Below are 18,660 nucleotides of genomic sequence, written 5' to 3' on the forward strand. Positions count from 1 at the left end.
GTACGGCTACCCGCCCCAGCAGACCCAGCCCAGCCAGCCCCACGCGATGCCGCCGTACGGAACCGTCGCCACGCCCACCCCGCCGAAGAAGAAGGGGCGAAATCTGGCCATCGCCGTGGTCGCCACTCTCATGCTCGGTGCACTGGCGGGCGGCGGCGTGTTGCGGGGGACCTGAACACCTGCCGCACCGAGACCCGGTACGCCGACCGGCTTTCGCTCGACGTGCTGTCCAGGGGCTCCAGGTTCTGCGTACTGACGAACTCCGGCCACGTGGGCGTGGTGACGTACCAGGGTAAGTCGCCCGATTCGGATCCGAGCAAGTTCGTCACCCGCGATGTGACGGTTTGGCGCAATGCCATGAACGTCGTGCAACCGTCGTCCTGAATTCGGTCCGCGGAGTGGCGCCCAGCGCATCGTATGCCGTTAACTTGCCCGCGACCCGGGGCTGGTGGTCATCGCCCTCGGGTCGTCGAGCCGGCACAACGGTGTGCGAGGGGAAGAGGCTTTGTTGCGGAGCGTGGGGCAGACGCGGGTGACAGAGAGCGGCGAGGACCCTAGGGCGACGGAGCTGCGTACGGCCGTCTCCCGGCTCCGCCGCGAACTGGCTGGCCACCCGGCGGAGTTCCCCGACCGGGGCATCGCCGAGGACGAACTGGCCGTGCTGGCCGCGATGGTGGCGGGCGGTGACCCCGAGATCCCGCGGATGCGGCGCTCGTTGCTGCTGATTGCCGGGGCGATCGGCTCGGTGAGCGCGCTGGCGCCTGCGCTGATGGGCGTACGGAACGCGGTCGACCTCTTCGGCGAGATCCCGCCGCAGCGGCAGCCCTGACGGACGCCCCGGACTCTCCGGACGCCGGACCCCCGGACGGGTTGCTGTGTACGGCCCGTCCGGCCCAGACCCGGGCCCCCGTCGGGGGCGGAGACCGTCAGCCCTGCGCAGCCGTGCTCGCCAGTGCCGCCGAGAGGTCCTTGGCGACTTCCTGCAGGACCGGCACGATCTTCTCGGTGGCCGCCTCGGTGACCCGGCCCGCCGGGCCCGAGATCGAAACTGCCGCCGCCGTGGGGGAGTTGGGCACGGAGACCGCGAGGCAGCGGACCCCTATCTCCTGCTCGTTGTCGTCCACCGCGTACCCGGCGCGCCGCACCTGCTCCAGCGCCTCCAGGAAGCCTTCGGGCGTCGTGATCGTCTTCTCGGTGGCTGCGGGCATGCCGGTCCTGGCCAGCAGCGCCCGGACCTCGTCCGGCGGGGTGTGCGCGAGCAGTGCCTTGCCCACGCCGGTGGAGTGCGGCAGTACCCGCCGGCCGACCTCGGTGAACATGCGCATGGAGTGCTTGGAGGGCACCTGTGCCACATACACGATCTCGTCACCGTCGAGCAGTGCCATGTTCGCCGTCTCGCCGGTCTCCTCGACCAGGCGGGCCAGATAGGGGCGGGCCCAGGTGCCCAGCAGCCGGGATGCGGACTCGCCGAGGCGGATCAGCCGGGGGCCGAGCGCATAGCGGCGATTGGGCTGCTGGCGTACATAACCGCAGGCCACGAGCGTGCGCATCAGGCGGTGGATGGTGGGCAGCGGCAGACCGCTGCTGGCGGAGAGTTCGCTGAGCCCGACCTCGCCGCCGGCGTCGGCCATTCTCTCGAGCAGGTCGAAGGCGCGCTCCAGGGACTGCACGCCACCGCTGGATGCGGTCTTGGCGGCGTCTGTGGCGCTGGCGCTGGACGTCGGCACGTCAACGGTCCTTTCGGGGCAGGCAGGCAAGTGAGCAGCCTACCGGGCGACTGTGCCCGGCACACCGCACTCGGCACGGCGTCTTTGCCGGTCAGGGGGCGTTTGTCCCTGTGTCGGCGGTCATCTCCGGCGATCTCTCGGTGCTGGCCTTGGCGATGCAACGTTCTGCTTTACGGAAGTCTACTTTCGCTACACGGAAATATCTAAGCCCGGGTCCGACCGTGCCGTGCCTGTCGGGGCGGGTCTTGACGGACCCGACTCCGGAGTGAAGACTCCTTCAACAGTTCGTTGAATTTCGCTGTGCGGATTCGCCGTACGGATTAGCTGTACGGATTTTCCCGTACGGCACGGAAGTGAGGGGTACGGGTGTCCAATGTGGACGTGAACCTGGTACTGCGCTCGACGCGCGTGGTCACCCTGGAAGGGACGCGCGCCGCATCGGTCGCCGTCGCCGCCGGGAAGATCGCGGCGGTGCTGCCGTACGACGCCGAGCTGCCGGCCGGAGCCCGGCTGGAGGACGTCGGCGACGATGTCGTGCTCCCCGGTCTCGTCGACACCCATGTCCATGTGAACGACCCCGGCCGCACCGAGTGGGAAGGCTTCTGGACCGCCACCCGCGCGGCCGCCGCCGGTGGCATCACCACCCTGCTGGACATGCCCCTCAACTCCCTCCCGCCGACCACCACCGTCGGCAACCTCGCCACCAAGCGGGACGTGGCCCGCAGCAAGGCGCACATCGACGTCGGTTTCTGGGGCGGAGCCGTCCCGTCCAATGTGAAGGACCTGCGGCCGCTGTACGACGCCGGAGTCTTCGGCTTCAAGTGCTTCCTCTCGCCGTCCGGCGTCGAGGAGTTCCCCGAGCTCGACCAGGACCAGCTCGCCCGGTCGATGGCCGAGATCGCCGGCTTCGGCGGACTGCTGATCGTGCACGCCGAGGACCCGCACCAGCTGGCGGCCGCGCCTCAGCGGCCCGGCCCCCAGTACGCGAACTTCCTCGCCTCCCGGCCGCGCGACGCCGAGAACACCGCGATCGAGAGCCTGATCGCGCACGCCCGCCGCCTCGATGCCCGGGTGCACGTACTGCATCTTTCCTCCTCCGACGCGCTGCCGCTGATCGCGGCCGCCAAGCGGGAGGGCGTCAGGATCTCCGTCGAGTCCTGTCCGCACTTCCTCACCCTCACGGCCGAGGAAGTCCCGGACGGGGCAACGGAGTTCAAGTGCTGCCCGCCGATCCGTGAGGCGGCGAACCAGGACGCCCTGTGGGAGGGACTGGCCGACGGGACGATCGACTGCATCGTCTCCGACCACTCGCCCTGCACCACCGACCTCAAGACCCCGGACTTCGCCTCCGCCTGGGGTGGCATCTCCTCCCTCCAGCTGGGCCTCCCGGCGATCTGGACCGAGGCCCGCAGGCGCGGCCGCACCCTCGAGGACGTCGTCCGCTGGATGTCCGAGGCCCCTGCCAAGCTCGCGGGACTGAGCCAGAAGGGCGCGATCGAGGCGGGCCGCGACGCCGACTTCGCCGTCCTCGCGCCCGACGAGGCCTTCACCGTCGACCCGGCCGAGCTCCACCACCGCAACCAGGTGACGGCATACGCGGGCAAGACCCTGCACGGAGTCGTCAGGTCGACCTGGCTGCGCGGCGAACGCATCGTGGAGAACGGCACCCTGGCCGAGCCGACCGGCCGGCTGCTCGAAAGGAACAAGTGATCGTGTCCATCCCTTCCTTCACCGGTGACGCCAACCCGTTCGGCGGCGGCGACCCGTACGCCGACTACCGCACGGCCGAGTTTCCGTTCGAGCACTACGCCGACCTGGCCGACCGGCGCCTCGGCGCGGGCGTGATCGCCGCCAACGACGAGTTCTTCGCCGAGCGCGAGAACCTGCTGAAGCCAAAGGCGGCGGAGTTCGACCCGGAGCACTTCGGCCACAAGGGCAAGATCATGGACGGCTGGGAGACCCGCCGTCGCCGTGGCGTGAGCGCCGCGCAGCCGCACCCGAGAGACGACGACCACGACTGGGCTCTCGTACGGCTGGGCGCGCCCGGCGTCGTACGCGGCATCGTCGTCGACACCGCCCACTTCCGCGGCAACTACCCGCAGGCGGTCTCCATCGAGGCCACCGCCGTCGCCGGCTCCCCCTCGCCCGAGGATCTGCTCGCCGACGACGTGAAGTGGGTGACGCTCGTCCCGCGTACGGCCATCGGCGGCCACGCGGCGAACGGCTTCGCGGTCGACGTCGAGCAGCGCTTCACCCATCTGCGTGTCAACCAGCATCCCGACGGTGGCATCGCCCGGCTGCGGGTCTACGGCGAGGTCGCGCCCGACCCGGCGTGGCTCGGCGCCCTCGGCACCTTCGACCTCGTGGCGCTGGAGAACGGCGGCCGGGTCGAGGACGCGTCCGACCGCTTCTACTCGCCGGCCACCAACACCATCCAGCCGGGCCGCTCCCGCAAGATGGACGACGGCTGGGAGACCCGCCGGCGCCGGGACAAGGGCAACGACTGGATCCGCTATCAGCTGGTGGCGCAGTCCGAGATCCGCGCGGTGGAGATCGACACGGCGTATCTGAAGGGCAACAGCGCGGGCTGGGCATCGGTTTCGCTCCGCGACGGTGAGCGGGGGGAGTGGGCGGAGATCCTTCCGCGGACCCGGCTGCAGCCGGACACGAATCACCGTTTCGTGCTGGGTGCCGCTGTGGTCGGCACGCATGTGCGGGTGGATATCTACCCGGACGGGGGGATCTCGCGGCTGCGGCTGTTCGGCTCGCTGACGGAGGAGGGCGCGGCGGGTCTGCGGGCGCGGCACCAGGAGCTGGGGGGCTGAAGGGGACTTTCCCCCACCCCGCCCGTTCCCGTAACTGGGGCTCCGCCCCAGGCCCCGCGCCTCAATCGCCGGCGGGGCTGGATATGCCCGGGCACATCAAGCCCGTCGGGCGATTGAGGACAACGCCCGAAGGGCATACCCGGGGCCTGGGGGCTGCCCCCAGTCACGCCGCCCCGCCGCCGTCCAATGCCGCGTCCGCCCCGCTCACGGGCCAGCGCCCTACGAGCTCAAGGAAAGCGGCCCCGCCTCCTCGGCGTCGGCGGCAAACGGACGTTGAATGTCGATGAATTCCCGGCGTGAGGGGGGTCTCAGCTGATGACCGGAACACCGCAATCCACGAAATCCCCGGAATCCCCGAAAGAGGCGTCGCCATGGCACAGCTCTCGATCACCACTTTTGTCACCCTCGACGGCGTGATGCAGGCCCCCGGCGGACCGAACGAGGACCCCAGCGGGGGCTTCGCACTGGGCGGCTGGTCCGTTCCCTACGGGGACGACGACTTCGGCCGTTTCATGACCGAGGTCTTCGAACGCGCCGGTGCCTTTCTGCTCGGCCGCCGTACGTACGAGATCTTCGCCGGCTACTGGCCCAAGGTGACCGACCCCGACGACCCGATCGCGTCGAAGCTCAACTCCCTTCCGAAGTACGTCGCGTCGAACAAGCTCAAGACGGCCGATTGGGAGGGCAGCACCGTCATCGACGGCGACCTCGCCCAGGAGGTCACCGCGCTGAAGGAACGCACCAACGGCGAGCTCCAGGTCCACGGCAGCGGCGCCCTTGCCCACTTCCTCATGGCACACGACCTGATCGACACCTACAACCTGCTGATCTTTCCGGTTGTCCTGGGCACGGGCCGCCGCCTCTTCGCGGGCGGCGCGGTGCCGACCGCGTTCCGGCACACCGGGGCCCGCACCACGGCCGCGGGCGTGGCCATCCACACGTACGAGCTGGCGGGCCGTCCCGAGTACGGCACCTACGAGGCCGAATAAAGCGTGTAGCACTCACGCGTCCGCGCGGGTACCGTGATCGCTCCCTGTGCGAGCCGCCGAAGTCTCCACCAGAGCGAACCGTTGGAGACCCAGGTGTCGTCGATCGCCGTGCCCGCGCCCGCCCTCGCCCCGCGCCGGGCCTGGCTGACCGATCTGCCGGTGCTTGTGGTGGCTCTCGTATGGGGCGCGAGCTACCTCGCGGCGAAGGGCATCACCACCACGCACACGGTGATCGCTGTGCTGGTGCTGCGCTTCGCCGTCGTACTGCCCGTGCTCGCCGCGGCCGGTCACCGCAGGCTCCGGGCGCTGACCCGCGCGCAGTGGCGCGGCGCCGGGCTCCTCGGGCTCGTACTGAGCGGCATCTTCCTCCTTGAGACATACGGCGTCGTGCACACCTCGGCCACCAACGCCGGGCTCATCATCAGCCTCACCATGATCTTCACGCCGCTCGCCGAGGCGGTGGTCACCAGGTCGCGGCCGACGGGCTCGTTCGTGGCGGCGGCCGGGCTCTCCGTCGTCGGTGTGGTGCTGCTGACCCAGGGCGGCGGATTCACCGCACCGTCCCTGGGCGATCTGCTGATGCTGCTGGCCGCGCTCGCCCGTACCGTCCATGTGCTGGCGATGGCCAGGATCAAGGCGGTGCAGAGCGCGGACTCGCTCTCCCTGACGACGGTCCAGCTGGGCAGCGCGGTGGCGGTGTTCGCGGTGCTGGCGACGGCGCCCGGCACCGGCGCATCGCCCTGGTCGGTCGCGACCGGCTTCGGGCCGCGCGAATGGGCCGGGCTGCTCTTCCTCTCCGTCTTCTGCACGCTGTTCGCGTTCTTCGTACAGATGTGGGCAGTACGCCGCACCTCACCGTCCCGCGTCAGCCTGCTCCTTGGCACCGAACCGCTGTGGGCCGCCGGGACGGGCATCGCGCTCGGGGGCGAACGCCCGGGCGCACTCGGCCTGGTGGGCGCGGCACTGGTCCTGGCGGGCACGACATGGGGCCGCAGCGCCGCCGACCGGACGTCTTGCTAGTTGCGTGAGCACGACTGGCCGGAACCGCTCGGGGCTCTCGGTCCTCAGGCCTTCCGGAACTGGTCCGCGATCATCAGCACCGCGAAGCCGGCCACCGCGATCACGATGTTCGCGAAGAGCTCCCGGCCGTGCAGAAAGCCGAAATAATCCGTGAACCAGCGCGTGAAGCCCATAAAGCGGAACCAGCCGGTCAGCTCGCGGAGCACGCCGCAGCCGCCCACCACCAGCAGCACCATGCCGACGCCCTCGAGAATCTTCTTCATGCGCCGATCGTCGCCGGGTCCGCCGCGGCACCGCGTCGGACCTCGGGATGCTCCGCTGCGCCGAAAGTCTCGGGCCGCGCGACTTTGGTAGCTTCCCGCCGCCCAAGGGCGGTCCCACGCCGCTCACCTGCGTAGCTTTGTCGATATGACGCGTACGGAATACCCCTGGCTGCTGCCGTCGGCCATGGCCGAGGCCCTGGACCCGGACCTCCCGGGCGACCGGGCCAAGGCCGGGCGGCCGCGGCGGACCGTGCGCGACTGGGTCGTCGACACCCTCGCCTTCCTCATCGCCGCGGTCATCGGCCTGCTCGCCTCGGAGGCCGGCGCGCAGGCGGGCAACTCCGAACTCGTCGTCTTCGCCGACCAGCTGGTGGGCGCGGCCGCCTGCTGCGCGCTGTGGGCGCGGCGGCGCGCACCCCTCGGGCTCGCGATCGGACTGATCGTCGTGAGCGTGGTGGTCCCGGTCGCCGCGGGTGCGCTTCTGGTGAGCCTGTTCAGCCTCGCCGTGCACCGCCCCTTCAAGCCCGTGGCGCTCGTCGGTGCCCTTGCCATCGGGGGCTCGGCCGCACAGGCCGCCGTCCGTCCCGACCCGGGCATGTCCTTCCTGGCCTCCGTTCTCACCGGGCTCATCCTGATCCTGCTGGTCATCGGCTGGGGCCTGCTCGTACGAGCCCGCCGCCAGCTCTTCGTCGCGCTCCGCGAGCGCGCCCTGCGGGCCGAGACCGAGGCGGAGCTCCGCGCCGAACAGGCCCAGCGGCTGGCCCGCGAGGCCATCGCCCGCGAGATGCACGATGTGCTCGCCCATCGGCTGACCCTGCTCAGCGTGCATGCGGGCGCCCTCGAATTCCGGCCGGACGCGCCCCCGGCGCAGGTCGCAAGAGCCGCCGGAGTGATCCGCGACAGTGCGCACGATGCGCTCCAGGATCTGCGCGAGATCATCGGCGTGCTGCGTGCACCGGGCGAGTCCGAGGGGCCCGACCGGCCGCAGCCCACCCTCGCGAGCCTCGGCGCACTGGTCGACGAGTCCCGGGAGGCAGGCATGAAGGTCACCCTCGACAACCGCATCACCGACCCGGCCGCCGTCCCCGCCGCCACCGGTCGTACCGTCTACCGCATCGCGCAGGAAGGCCTGACCAACGCCCGTAAGCACGCGCCCGGTACGGAAGTCACGGTCGTAGTCAGCGGCGGCCCCGGCAGCGGCCTCACCGTCGAGGTCGACAACCCCGCCCAGCTCGGCGAGGTCGAGAAGGTCCCCGGCTCCGGCCAGGGGCTGATCGGCCTCACCGAACGCGCCACGCTCGCGGGCGGGCGGCTGGACCACGGAGCGACGGACGACGGCGGATTCCACGTCCGGGCCTGGCTACCGTGGGCCGCATGACTATCCGGTTGCTCGTCGTCGATGACGACCCCCTCGTACGGGCTGGGCTCTCCTTCATGCTCGGCGGGGCCGACGACCTCGAGATCGTGGGGGAGGGGGCCGACGGCTCCGAGGTCGCCGCGCTCGTCGACGGACTCGCGCCCGATGTGGTGCTGATGGACATCCGGATGCCGACGATGGACGGTCTCACCGCCACCGAGCTGCTGCGCGCCCGCCAGGACGCCCCCGAAGTCCTCGTCCTCACCACCTTCCACGCCGACGAGCAGGTGCTGCGGGCGCTGCGCGCGGGCGCCGCCGGATTCGTACTGAAGGACACCCCGCCCGCCGAGATCGTCGCCGCGGTACGACGTGTCGCGGCGGGCGACCCGGTCCTCTCCCCGGCCGTCACCCGCCAGCTGATGACCCATGTCGCCGACCGCACCCCCGGCACCCGCCGCAGCGCGGCGGCGGAGCGGCTCACCTCGCTCGCCGAGCGCGAGAGAGAGGTGGCGGTCGCCGTCGGCCGTGGTCAGTCCAACGCCGAGATCGCAGCCACCCTCTATATGAGCGTGCCGACCGTCAAGACGCATGTCTCCAGGATTCTGGCGAAACTGGACCTCAACAACCGTGTCCAGATCGCACTGTTGGCACATGACGCGGGTCTGCTCGACGAGGAGGAACAGCCGTAGTCTGGCGCGATGCGACTTGATCTCGAAGTGGCCGGGAAGGTGCTCGACAGCCAGCCCTTCAGCAGACTGCTCAGAGCGCGGATCACCGCCTTCGGCGACGGCGAGGCCGCGCTCGAGGTCGACATCCGGGAGGAGCTGCACCAGCAGAACGGCTATCTGCACGGGGGAGTCCTCGCCTACGCGGCCGACAACTCGATCACCTTCGCCGCCGGTACGACGCTCGGGGCCGCGGTGCTGACCAGCGGCTTCTCCGTGCAGTACCTCCGTCCCGCCACCGGCGTGAGACTCGTCGCCCGCGCCGCCGTCGTGCACACCGGCCGCCGGCAGGCCGTTGTCCGCTGCGACCTGTTCGCGGTGAACGCGGACGGCGAAGAGACGCTCTGTGCCGTCGCGCAGGGCACCGTACTGTCCGCGCAACAGTCCTGAGAAGGAGACCGTGCCGTGACCACCGAAGCAGCGATCGTGGATCTCGCCGCGCTCGGCGAGGACTTCACCCGCAATCCCTATCCCGTCTACGCCGAGTTACGCGCCAGGGGACCCGTCCACCGCATACGCATGCCCGAAGGCCCCGAGGCCTGGCTGATCGTCGGACACGAGGCGGGCCGGGCCACGCTCGCCGATCCGCGGCTGTCCAAGGACTGGCGCAATGTCTCGCCGGAGCTCGGCATCGGCCGGCTCGCCGCCGGCGTCACCATGCTCAGCTCCGACGCGCCCCTGCACACCCGGCTGCGCAAGCTGGTGGCCCGGGAGTTCACGACGCGGCGCGTGGAACAACTCGCCGCGCGCGTACAGCAGATCACCGACCGGCTGCTGGACGAGATGCTGCCGTCCGGGCACGCGGACCTCGTCGACGCGCTCTCCTTCCCGCTGCCCATCGCCGTCATCTGCGAACTGCTCGGAGTGCCCTTCCTCGACCAGGACTCCTTCCGCCGCTGGTCGAACACGGCGCTCGGCGCGGGCGACCGCGAGCAGCGGAGGGATGCGGCGGTCAAGATGAACGAGTACCTGGGCCGACTGCTCGCCGACAAGCGCGAGCAGCCCGGCGAGGACCTGATGAGCGCGCTGATCAACACGGCGGACGAGGACGGCGACCGGCTCAGCGGCGAGGAACTGCTCGGCATGGCCTGGCTGCTGCTGGTCGCCGGGCACGAGACCACGGTCAATCTGATCTCCAACGGCGTACTCGCCCTGCTCACCCACCCCGGCGAACTCGCCGCCCTGCGCGCCGACTTCTCGCTCATGGAGGGCGCGGTCGAGGAGACGCTACGTTACGAAGGCCCGCTGGAGACGCCGACGTACCGCTTCACCGTCGAGCCCCTGGAGATCGGCGGCACGGTGATTCCGGGGGGCGGTGAACTGGTGCTGATCGCGCTGGCCGATGCCGACCGGGACCCAACGCGTTTCCCCGATCCAGAGCGCTTCGACATCCGACGGGACACGCGCGGGCATCTGGCCTTCGGGCACGGCATCCACTACTGCCTGGGTGCGCCACTGGCCCGGCTGGAGGCCCGGATCGCGATCCGATCGCTGCTGGAACGCTGTCCGGAGCTGGCGCTGGACGGACATCCGGCGGCGCTGACCTGGCGCACCGGCATGCTCATCCGGGGTCCGGAGCGGCTGCCGGTGCGGTGGTGAATTCAGCCCCTCCGCCGGCGCCCCGGCAGCTCGGACCCGGACCGCCGCCCTCAGTCCGCCGGGATCTCCTCCAGCCGCACCGGCCGGTGCTCCCGCCGCGACAGCTCGCACGCCTCCGCGATCCGCAGTGCCGTCAGCGCCTCCCGTCCGTCGCACGGGTTCTCGGCCTCGCCCTGCACCATCCGGACGAAGGTGTCCAGCTCCGCCTCATACGCCGGGGCGAACCGCTCCAGGAACCCGGGCCACGGTTTGGTGGCCGGTGGCGGGCCCTGCGGCTCGGTGGAGGTGATCGGCGTGCGGTCGTCCAGCCCGACCGTGACCTGGTCGAGTTCGCCGGCCAGTTCCATGCGTACGTCATAGCCCGCGCCGTTGCAGCGGGTGGCCGTCGCCGTCGCCAGCGTCCCGTCGTCCAGGGTGAGCAGCGCGGCGGCCGTGTCCACGTCGCCCGCCTCTCGGAACATCGCGGGACCCGCGTCCGAGCCGGTCGCGTACACCTCGACGACCTCGCGGCCGGTCACCCAGCGCAGGATGTCGAAGTCATGGACCAGACAGTCCCGGTAGAGGCCGCCGGAAAGCGGCAGATAGGCGGCGGGCGGCGGGGCCGGGTCGGAGGTGATGGCCCGTACGGTGTGCAGCCGGCCGAGCGCTCCGGAGCGCACCAGTTCCCGGGCGGCGGTGTATCCCGCGTCGAAGCGGCGCATAAAGCCCAGCTGGAGCAGCGTGCCCGCCGCCTCGACCTCCCGCAGGGCGCCGAGCGTGCCCGGCAGATCCAGCGCGATCGGTTTCTCGCAGAAGGCGGGGAGGCCGGCGCGGGCGGCCCTGCCGATGAGTTCGGCATGGGCGGCGGTGGCCGATGCGATCACCACGGCGTCCACGCCCCACTTGAAGATCTCGTCCGCGCCGGGCGCGGCGGTGGAGCCGGTGTGCTCCGCGACCGCGGCCGCCCGCGCCGGGTCGGCGTCCGCCACGACCAGAGATCCCACTTCCCGGTGGCGGCTGAGTACGCCCGCGTGGAAGGTGCCGATTCGTCCCGTTCCGATGAGTCCGATGCGCATGGCCCAAAGGTGGCGGCGGGCCAGGCACGATGTCAAGACTTTGTCCTGACAACCGAACTTCACGACTTCCCGTCAACATTCTGTGCGACTACGCTCACCCCGTGCCCAAGCAGCCCAGACACGTGACGGACTCGTCTCTGTCTCTCCAGCTGAGCGTGGACCGCACCAGTCCGGTCCCGCTCTACTTCCAGCTGTCGCAGCAGCTGGAAGCGGCCATCGAGAGAGGGACCCTCACCCCCGGCAGCCTGCTCGGCAACGAGATCGAGCTGGCGGGCAGGCTCGGCCTGTCCCGCCCGACCGTCCGCCAGGCCATCCAGTCGCTCGTCGACAAGGGCCTGCTGGTGCGCCGGCGGGGGGTGGGCACCCAGGTCGTGCACAGCCAGGTCAAGCGACCGCTGGAGCTCAGCAGCCTGTACGACGACCTGGAGGCGGCCGGCCAGCGGCCCGCCACCGTCGTGCTGCGCAATGCCGTGGAGCAGGCAAGTGCCGAGGTCGCGGCCGCCCTTGGGGTGGCCGAGGGCAGCAATGTCCAGCTGATCGAGCGGCTGCGGTACGCGCACGGCGAGCCCATGGCGCTGCTGCGCAACCATCTGCCCGGCGGGCTCTTCGACTGCGACACCGAACGCCTTGAGGCCACCGGTCTGTACCGGATGATGCGGGCCGCCGGGATCACGCTGCACAGCGCCCGCCAGTCGGTCGGGGCGCGGGCCGCCACGGTCGCGGAGTCCGAGCTGCTCACCGAGGTGACCGGGGCTCCGGTGCTGACCATGGAGCGCACGACGTTCGACGACACCGGCCGGGCGGTCGAGTTCGGCTCGCACATCTATCGCGCCTCGCGCTACGCCTTCGAGTTCCAGCTTCTCGTCCGGCCCTGAGTCCGGCCCGAGTCCTCCGTGAAGTCGTCCTGAAGCCGTCCCGAAGGACCGAGGGCAGGTCACGTAAGAATGTCATTCGCGTAAGAATGTTCGGACAAAGTCTTGACGGGGTTGCGTGGCCGCCGTAGAAACGCTCCCAGCCGCAACCGGGCGGCCGGGAGAGAAGGCGGACCCAGCATGCGTACCACCCGCACGGCAGCAGCCCTGCTCGCCGCAAGTGCCCTGGTCGTCGTCGCCGGATGCAGCAGTTCCGGCGGCAAGGAGGCGAAGGACAGCCCCTCCGAGGGCGGCGGAGGCGGAGTGGCCGCCACCACCCAGCGCCTGAAGATCGCGATGGTCACCCACTCCGGCGAGGGCGACACCTTCTGGGACATCGTCCAGAGCGGTGCCAAGGTCGCGGCCAAGAAGGACAACGTCGAGTTCCTGTACGCCGCCAACAAGGAGGGCAAGGAACAGGCCCAGCTCGTCCAGACCTACATCGACCAGAAGGTCGACGGCATCGTGGTGACCCTCGCCAAGCCGGAGGCCGTCAAGGAGGTCGTCAAGAAGGCCGTCGCCGCCGGCATACCCGTCGTGACGATCAACTCCGGCGCCGAGTTCTCCACGGAGGTCGGCGCGCTCAGCCACATAGGCCAGGACGAGTCCGTGGCGGGCGAGGCCGTCGGCGAGGAGCTCAACAAGCGCGGCAAGAAGAAGGCCATCTGCGTCATCCACGAACAGGGCAACGTCTCGCTCGAAGCGCGCTGCGCGGGTGTGAAGAAGACGTTCAAGGGGACCGTCGAGAACCTCAACGTCGACGGCACCAACACGCCCGCCTCCACCTCCTCCATCGAGGCAAAGCTCCAGAGCGGCAAGGACATTGACGCCGTCGTCACGCTGGGCGCACCCCTGGCCGCCGCCTCGGTCAAGGCCAAGGCGGGTGCCGGTTCCAAGGCCGAGGTCGACACCTTCGACCTCAACGCCGAGGTGGTCAAGCAGCTCAAGGCCAAGCAGATCGGCTTCGCCGTCGACCAGCAGCCCTACCTCCAGGGCTACTTGGCCATCGACGAGCTCTGGCTCAACAAGGTCAACGGCAATGTGATCGGCGGCGGAAAGCCGGTCCTCACCGGCCCGGCCCTCGTCACCGAGAAGGACGTGCCCGCCCTCGAGAAGCTGACCGCCGACGGCACCCGATGACGTACGCGGTGCACCCGATGCCCACCCTGCGACCAGCAGTGACACATACTTGGGCGGCCGGGGCAAGATCAGCCCCCCGGCCGCACCGAGAAGCACAGCGGGTCCGGCAAGAAGGGCACGGCGTCGTGGCAAGGGCAAGGACAGGGGTACGCGCGCTCGGCGCGGTGCTGGCGGCGGTACTCGGAGCCACCCTGGCGGGGTGCAGCAGCACGGGCGGCAAGCGCGCGGAGGACGCGCGCAAGGCGCAGGCGGCGGCCGGCAGGGCCGCGGTCACCACCCCCCGCTGGACCTTCGCGATGGTCACCCACTCCGGTGACGGCGACACTTTCTGGGACATCGTTCAGCAGGGCGCCGAGCAGGCCGCGGCCAAGGACAACATCAACTTCCTGTACTCCCACAACGACGAGGGCCAGCAGCAGGCCCAGCTCGTCCAGACGGCCATCGACAAGAAGGTCGACGGACTGATCGTCTCGCTGGCCAAGCCCGACGCGATGAAGGGCGTCGTCGCCAGGGCCGAGAAGGCCGGCATCCCGGTGATCACCGTCAACTCGGGTTCCGAGCAGTCCAAGGCGTACGGGGCACTCACCCACATCGGCCAGGACGAGACGATCGCCGGCCAGGCTGTCGGCGACGAACTCGACAGGCGCGGCCGCAAGAAGGCCCTGTGCGTGCTGCACGAGCAGGGCAACGTCGGCCATGAGCAGCGCTGCGCCGGAGCGAAGAAGGCCTTCGGCGGCGAGCTGCAGAACCTCTATGTCGACGGCACCAATATGCCCGACGTCCAGGCGTCCATCGAGGCGAAGCTGCAGTCCGACCGCTCCATCGACGCCGTCGTCACGCTCGGCGCGCCCTTCGCGGACGCCGCCGTGCAGGCGAGGAAGACCGCGGAGAGCAGGGCCGAGATCGACACCTTCGACCTCAATGCCAAGGTCGCCACCGCGCTCAGGGCCGGGACGCTCGGCTTCGCCGTCGACCAGCAGCCCTACCTCCAGGGCTACCAGGCCGTGGATCTGCTGTGGCTCTACAAGTACAACGCCGATGTGCTCGGCGGCGGGCGGCCCGTCCTCACCGGGCCGCAGATCATCACCAGGACGGACGCCGCCGAGCTGCAGGACTACACAGAGCGGGGGACCCGATGAGTGCGACCGCACCACCTGCTGCATCGCAGAAGAGTGACGAACGGCTGCTGCGCACCTCACCCCTGCGCAAGCTGATGGGGCGGCCCGAGCTGGGATCGGTCGTCGGCGCCGCGGCGGTCTTCATCTTCTTCTCGATCGTCGCGGACTCCTTCCTGCGGGCGTCCAGCTTCTCCACCGTGCTGTACGCGGCATCGACGCTCGGCATCATGGCGGTGCCGGTGGCGCTGCTGATGATCGGCGGCGAGTTCGACCTCTCGGCCGGTGTCCTGGTGACCAGCTCCGCGCTGATCTCCGCGATGTTCAGTTACCAGATGACGGCGAACGTCTGGGCCGGCGTCCTCGTCTCGCTGGTGGTCACGCTCGCCGTCGGTCTCTTCAACGGCTTCATGCTGACCCGTACGAAACTGCCCAGCTTCATCATCACGCTCGGCACGTTCCTGATGCTGACGGGCCTGAACCTCGGCTTCACCAAGCTGATCAGCGGCACGGTCTCCACCAAGTCCATCGCCGACATGGACGGGTTCGCATCGGCCAAGAAGCTGTTCGCCTCCGAGCTCACCCTCGGTGACGTCACCCTCAAGGTGACCATCCTGTGGTGGTTCGGCCTGGTCGCCCTGGCCACCTGGATCCTGCTGCGCACCCGCTTCGGCAACTGGATCTACGCGGTCGGCGGCGGTGCGGACGCGGCCCGCGCGGTCGGCGTCCCGGTCAACAAGACCAAGATCGTCCTGTACATGGGCGTCGCCTTCGCCGCCTGGATCTCCGGACAGCATCTGCTCTTCTCGTTCGACGTGGTGCAGTCCGGCGAGGGCGTCGGCAACGAGCTGACGTACATCATCGCGGCCGTCATCGGCGGCTGTCTGATCACCGGCGGCTACGGCTCCGCGATCGGCTCGGCGGTCGGCGCGTTCATCTTCGGCATGACCAGCAAGGGCATCGTGTACGCGGAGTGGAACCCGGACTGGTTCAAGTTCTTCCTCGGAGCGATGCTCCTTCTGGCGACCCTGCTGAACGCCTGGGTCCGCAAGCGTGCGGAGGCGACACGGTGACATCTGTGAAGACCGGGACGGTGGAGACCGGGACGGCCCTCGTCGAGCTCGACAACGTCAGTAAGTACTACGGCAACATTCGCGCCCTGGAAGGTGTCTCCCTCGAGGTGCACGCGGGCGAGATCACCTGCGTGCTCGGCGACAACGGCGCGGGCAAGTCCACCCTGATCAAGATCATCGCGGGGCTGCACCGGCATGACGCGGGCACCTTCCTGATCGAGGGCGAGCAGACGAGCCTCGCCAGCCCGCGCGAGTCCCTGGACCGCGGTATCGCCACGGTCTACCAGGACCTCGCCGTCGTACCGCTGATGCCGGTCTGGCGGAACTTCTTCCTCGGCTCCGAGCCGACGAAGGGGGTCGGCCCCTTCAAGCGCCTCGACGTCGAGCTGATGCGCGAGACCACCCGGTCCGAGCTGCTGCGCATGGGCATCGACCTGCGCGATGTCGACCAGCCGATCGGGACGCTGTCGGGCGGCGAGCGCCAGTGCGTGGCGATCGCGCGGGCCGTCTACTTCGGGGCGAAGGTGCTGGTCCTGGACGAGCCGACCGCGGCGCTCGGGGTGAAGCAGTCCGGCGTGGTGCTGAAGTACGTGGCGGCGGCGCGCGATGCGGGACTGGGTGTCGTACTGATCACACACAACCCGCACCATGCCTTTCTGGTCGGCGACCGCTTTGTACTGCTCAAGCGCGGCACGATGTCGGCGAGCCATACGAAGAAGTCGGTCACGCTCGATGAGCTCACGCGGCAGATGGCGGGGGGCAGTGAGCTGGAGGACTTGCGGCATGAGCTGGAGAGGGCGCCGGTGCCGACGCATTTGGGCGGGCATCCGGTGAAGGACGAGCCGCCGACCGCGTAGCGCCTTCCGGGCCTGTTCCGGGGCTCCGCCCCGGACCCCCGCGCCTCACACGCCGGCGGGGCTGAAGTTGAGCCCGTCCGGCGATTGAGGACACTCCCCCCACGGAGGGACCCCCAGCGGGCGCACCGGGGGTCCGGGGCGGAGCCCCGGTTCGGGTGGACCCGCGCCGCGACCCGCCGGGTGGCAGAATCGGGGCCGGTGGGTGCCGCCCACCCCGGGCCGTGACATCACCCGGCCCCCGACACCCCGCAGGGACATGAGCACGTACCGCGACTTCGCCCACCGCGGCTCCGCCCGCGCCACCGTGCTGAAGACCGTCGGCACCCGCGAGCGGCGCTCGCACCTCACCGCGCCCCGCGTCCCCACCGTCGGTATCGACATCGGCGGTACGAAGGTGATGGCCGGGGTCGTCGACGCCGACGGGATCATCCTGGAGAAGGTCCGCACCGAGACACCGCACAAGTCCAAGAGCCCGAAGGTCGTCGAGGACACGATCTGCGAGCTGGTCCTCGATCTCTCCGACCGGCACGATGTGCACGCCGTGGGCATCGGCGCGGCCGGCTGGGTCGACGCCGACCGTTCCAAGGTCCTTTTCGCGCCCCATCTCGCCTGGCGCAACGAGCCCCTGCGCGATGCTCTCTCGGCCCGGCTCGCCGTCCCCGTCCTGGTGGACAACGACGCCAACACCGCCGCCTGGGCGGAGTGGCGCTTCGGCGCGGGCCGTGGCGAGGACCACCTTGTGATGATCACCCTCGGTACCGGCATCGGCGGCGCGATCCTGGAGGACGGCCAGGTCAAGCGCGGCAAGTACGGCGTCGCGGGTGAGTTCGGTCATATGCAGGTCGTGCCCGGCGGCCACCGCTGCCCCTGCGGCAACCGCGGCTGCTGGGAGCAGTACAGCTCCGGCAACGCACTCGTCCGCGAGGCCCGCGAGCTCGCCGCCGCCGACTCCCCGGTCGCGCACAGCCTCATCGACCGCGTCGGCGGCAATATCGGCGACATCACCGGGCCCATCATCACCGAACTCGCCCGCGAGGGCGACGCCATGTGCGTCGAACTGTTCCAGGACATCGGCCAGTGGCTCGGCGTCGGCATCGCCAATCTCGCCGCCGCCCTCGACCCCTCCTGCTTTGTCATCGGCGGTGGCGTCAGCGCAGCCGACGACCTGCTGATCGGCCCCGCCCGGGACGCATTCCGGCGGCATCTCACCGGCCGCGGCTACCGCCCCGAGGCCCGGATCGCCAAGGCGCAGCTCGGCCCCGAAGCCGGTATGGTCGGCGCGGCCGACCTCGCGCGGCTGGTGGCCCGCCGCTTCCGCCGGGCCAACCGCCGCCGTGTGGAGCGGCACGAGCGGTACGAGCGCTATGCCCAGGCCATCCGCAACTCCGGCACTGCCCGCACCACCCAGGAACCGCAGCCATGACCGTGCCCCGCCAGTCCACGCCGTTGGACGAGAGCGTGCGTCCCCCCGAGGACCACCGCCATATGATCCGCCGCCGCTGGCTGACGGCGATCATCATTGTGCTGCTCGTCGGCATCCCGGCCGGCTATCTGGTGATCTCCGCCGAGCAGAGCCGCAACAGCGGCCGGGACAAGGAGGCGGAGTCCTCGGCGACCGGTCTGCGGGACTCCTGGCCGTCCCAGATGAAGCGGCGGGTCTTCGAGGTGCCGATCCCCTCGAAGGCCACGGACGTCGCCTACTACGAGACGAGCAACTGGAAGACCAGCCGGCTCTATGTGCAGTTCCGCACCACGTCCGAGGGGCTCGACCGGTTCCTGGAAGGCGTCGGGACGAGCCGAGCCCGGCTCGAGGCCGGCGAGGTGACCATCAGCGGGCGGGATGCCGAGACGGTGGGCTGGGACTTCGGGGCGGGGCAGGGTGCCTGGTCGGGCACCAGCCACCCACAGAAGGACCCGCGGCCCAGCCAGGACATCACTGTCGACCTGACCTACAGATCCCGCCCCGTGGTGTATGTCGTCTCGACGGCGACCCCCTGACCGGAG

Annotated in this window: 19 protein-coding genes; 16 read left to right on the forward strand and 3 right to left on the reverse strand. The window is 70.2% G+C overall.

From position 1 onward, the window contains the following. The first annotated feature begins 505 nt into the window (after window positions 1-505). The gene (locus ACQEVG_RS30845) at window positions 506-829 is read left to right on the forward strand and encodes a DUF5955 family protein (protein WP_432989837.1); all 324 of its coding nucleotides are present in this window, start codon (window positions 506-508) and stop codon (window positions 827-829) included. Window positions 830-926: 97 nt separating this feature from the next. Here ACQEVG_RS30845 and ACQEVG_RS30850 read toward each other — a convergent pair whose 3' ends face one another. Next, entirely contained in the window at window positions 927-1,727 is an 801-nt protein-coding gene (locus ACQEVG_RS30850; protein ID WP_432989839.1) for an IclR family transcriptional regulator, read from the reverse strand. A 366-nt stretch (window positions 1,728-2,093) separates the two neighbouring features. Here ACQEVG_RS30850 and allB point away from each other — a divergent pair, with 366 nt between their 5' ends. The 4 genes from allB to ACQEVG_RS30870 all read left to right on the forward strand — a co-directional run bounded on the left by allB (window position 2,094) and on the right by ACQEVG_RS30870 (window position 6,561). Then, complete coding sequence (allB, locus tag ACQEVG_RS30855) at window positions 2,094-3,437, forward strand: allantoinase AllB (protein ID WP_432989841.1); 1,344 nt, start codon at window positions 2,094-2,096, stop codon at window positions 3,435-3,437. After that, window positions 3,437-4,552: an allantoicase gene (gene alc / locus ACQEVG_RS30860; RefSeq protein WP_432993024.1), complete on the forward strand. Its 1,116-nt coding sequence runs from the start codon at window positions 3,437-3,439 to the stop codon at window positions 4,550-4,552. The genes allB and alc overlap by 1 nt, the downstream gene beginning before the upstream one ends. A 371-nt stretch (window positions 4,553-4,923) precedes the next feature. Further along, entirely contained in the window at window positions 4,924-5,541 is a 618-nt protein-coding gene (locus ACQEVG_RS30865; protein ID WP_432989843.1) for a dihydrofolate reductase family protein, read from the forward strand. Window positions 5,542-5,634: 93 nt separating this feature from the next. Beyond that, window positions 5,635-6,561, forward strand: a complete 927-nt coding sequence (locus ACQEVG_RS30870) for a DMT family transporter (RefSeq protein ID WP_432989845.1) — start codon at window positions 5,635-5,637, stop codon at window positions 6,559-6,561. Window positions 6,562-6,605: 44 nt separating this feature from the next. Here the strand turns inward: ACQEVG_RS30870 and ACQEVG_RS30875 are convergent, their stop codons facing one another. Further along, on the reverse strand, window positions 6,606-6,824 hold the full coding sequence (locus tag ACQEVG_RS30875) for a hypothetical protein (RefSeq protein WP_432989847.1): 219 nt from the start codon (window positions 6,822-6,824) through the stop codon (window positions 6,606-6,608). A gap of 145 nt (window positions 6,825-6,969) precedes the next feature. Here ACQEVG_RS30875 and ACQEVG_RS30880 point away from each other — a divergent pair, with 145 nt between their 5' ends. The 4 genes from ACQEVG_RS30880 to ACQEVG_RS30895 are packed head-to-tail and all read left to right on the forward strand — an operon-like array spanning window position 6,970 to window position 10,505. Next, on the forward strand, window positions 6,970-8,202 hold the full coding sequence (locus tag ACQEVG_RS30880; protein WP_432989849.1) for a sensor histidine kinase: 1,233 nt from the start codon (window positions 6,970-6,972) through the stop codon (window positions 8,200-8,202). After that, a complete protein-coding gene (locus ACQEVG_RS30885) occupies window positions 8,199-8,870 on the forward strand; it encodes a response regulator transcription factor (protein WP_432989851.1) in 672 nt (223 codons plus the stop codon). Before ACQEVG_RS30880 ends, ACQEVG_RS30885 begins: the two co-directional genes overlap by 4 nt. A gap of 9 nt (window positions 8,871-8,879) precedes the next feature. Beyond that, the gene (locus tag ACQEVG_RS30890; RefSeq protein WP_432989853.1) at window positions 8,880-9,296 is read left to right on the forward strand and encodes a PaaI family thioesterase; all 417 of its coding nucleotides are present in this window, start codon (window positions 8,880-8,882) and stop codon (window positions 9,294-9,296) included. A 15-nt stretch (window positions 9,297-9,311) separates the two neighbouring features. Beyond that, the gene (locus ACQEVG_RS30895) at window positions 9,312-10,505 is read left to right on the forward strand and encodes a cytochrome P450 family protein (protein WP_432989855.1); all 1,194 of its coding nucleotides are present in this window, start codon (window positions 9,312-9,314) and stop codon (window positions 10,503-10,505) included. Window positions 10,506-10,555: 50 nt separating this feature from the next. Here the strand turns inward: ACQEVG_RS30895 and ACQEVG_RS30900 are convergent, their stop codons facing one another. After that, window positions 10,556-11,560: a Gfo/Idh/MocA family protein gene (locus tag ACQEVG_RS30900; RefSeq protein WP_432989857.1), complete on the reverse strand. Its 1,005-nt coding sequence runs from the start codon at window positions 11,558-11,560 to the stop codon at window positions 10,556-10,558. A gap of 155 nt (window positions 11,561-11,715) precedes the next feature. Here ACQEVG_RS30900 and ACQEVG_RS30905 point away from each other — a divergent pair, with 155 nt between their 5' ends. The 7 genes from ACQEVG_RS30905 (at window position 11,716) to ACQEVG_RS30935 (ending at window position 18,654) form a co-directional block, all read left to right on the forward strand. Continuing rightward, window positions 11,716-12,435 (forward strand): GntR family transcriptional regulator, encoded by a 720-nt coding sequence (locus ACQEVG_RS30905; RefSeq protein WP_432993027.1) that lies wholly within the window; start codon window positions 11,716-11,718, stop codon window positions 12,433-12,435. A gap of 177 nt (window positions 12,436-12,612) precedes the next feature. Then, complete coding sequence (locus ACQEVG_RS30910; protein ID WP_432989859.1) at window positions 12,613-13,611, forward strand: sugar ABC transporter substrate-binding protein; 999 nt, start codon at window positions 12,613-12,615, stop codon at window positions 13,609-13,611. 125 nt (window positions 13,612-13,736) lie between these two features. Beyond that, window positions 13,737-14,750: a sugar ABC transporter substrate-binding protein gene (locus ACQEVG_RS30915; RefSeq protein ID WP_432989861.1), complete on the forward strand. Its 1,014-nt coding sequence runs from the start codon at window positions 13,737-13,739 to the stop codon at window positions 14,748-14,750. Continuing rightward, window positions 14,747-15,799 carry an ABC transporter permease gene (locus ACQEVG_RS30920; RefSeq protein ID WP_432989863.1) on the forward strand — a complete coding sequence of 351 codons (1,053 nt, stop codon included), beginning with the start codon at window positions 14,747-14,749 and terminating at the stop codon, window positions 15,797-15,799. The genes ACQEVG_RS30915 and ACQEVG_RS30920 overlap by 4 nt, the downstream gene beginning before the upstream one ends. Before the next feature lie 20 nt (window positions 15,800-15,819). Continuing rightward, on the forward strand, window positions 15,820-16,656 hold the full coding sequence (locus ACQEVG_RS30925; RefSeq protein ID WP_432993030.1) for an ATP-binding cassette domain-containing protein: 837 nt from the start codon (window positions 15,820-15,822) through the stop codon (window positions 16,654-16,656). Between the two features lie 256 nt (window positions 16,657-16,912). Next, window positions 16,913-18,079 carry an ROK family glucokinase gene (locus ACQEVG_RS30930; RefSeq protein WP_432989865.1) on the forward strand — a complete coding sequence of 389 codons (1,167 nt, stop codon included), beginning with the start codon at window positions 16,913-16,915 and terminating at the stop codon, window positions 18,077-18,079. Further along, complete coding sequence (locus ACQEVG_RS30935) at window positions 18,076-18,654, forward strand: hypothetical protein (protein WP_432989867.1); 579 nt, start codon at window positions 18,076-18,078, stop codon at window positions 18,652-18,654. Before ACQEVG_RS30930 ends, ACQEVG_RS30935 begins: the two co-directional genes overlap by 4 nt. Window positions 18,655-18,660 lie beyond the last annotated feature (6 nt).

It is taken from the genome of Streptomyces sp. CA-135486 (genome assembly GCF_050936555.1).
GTDB lineage: Bacteria > Actinomycetota > Actinomycetes > Streptomycetales > Streptomycetaceae > Streptomyces.